The organism is Weissella sp. DD23 (assembly GCF_001579105.1).
In the GTDB taxonomy this organism is placed as follows: domain Bacteria; phylum Bacillota; class Bacilli; order Lactobacillales; family Lactobacillaceae; genus Weissella; species Weissella cibaria.
Genome location: NZ_KQ970395.1, coordinates 114,676 through 115,336 on the forward strand (window position 1 = coordinate 114,676; position 661 = coordinate 115,336).

At 47.5% G+C, this 661-nt stretch carries 1 protein-coding gene; it reads right to left on the reverse strand.

Going from position 1 to position 661, the window contains the following annotated elements; genetic code table 11:
* Nucleotides 1-661: helicase-related protein (locus WEIDD23_RS14810; protein WP_278279483.1), on the reverse strand; the 661-nt coding region annotated here is incomplete at both ends.

The window sequence follows — 661 nt, forward strand, 5'->3', positions numbered from 1 at the left end:
GCTCAGGGTCTTTGTCCCAATCCGGTTTTGACACAATTTCAATGGCTTCTTCTTGCGCCACCGTCATCATCGCCAAATCCGCAATCGGGTCACCGACGCGGAACTCTGGCACACCAGACTGACGATTGCCTAAGATGTCACCGGCACCACGTAACTCCAAATCCTTTTGTGCCAAGACAAATCCGTCCGTCGTGGCAACCATTGCTTCCATGCGATCAATACCATATTGCGTCTTTGGATCACTAATTAAGAACGTATAGGATTGGCGACTTCCTCGACCAACACGACCACGCAATTGGTGAAGTTGTGATAGTCCAAAACGATCAGCATCCAAAATAAGCATCACCGTCGAATTTGGCACATCCACACCGACTTCAATAACCGTTGTAGAAACTAACACTTGGAACTCATTTGCCTTAAAAGCCGCCATGACATCTTCTTTTTCTTGATTCGATAGCCGACCATGTAACAAACCGACCCGATACGTGGGTGCGAAATATTCCGACAACTCAGCATAGACAGCTTCGGCATTTTGGACATCGAGTGTTTCGGACTCCTCAATCAACGGCGTCACAACGTATGCCTGCGCGCCTTCCTGGAGTTGGGACCTAATAAAGGCAATTGTTTTTTCCATCTCATTACTACGCAACCAATACGTCTT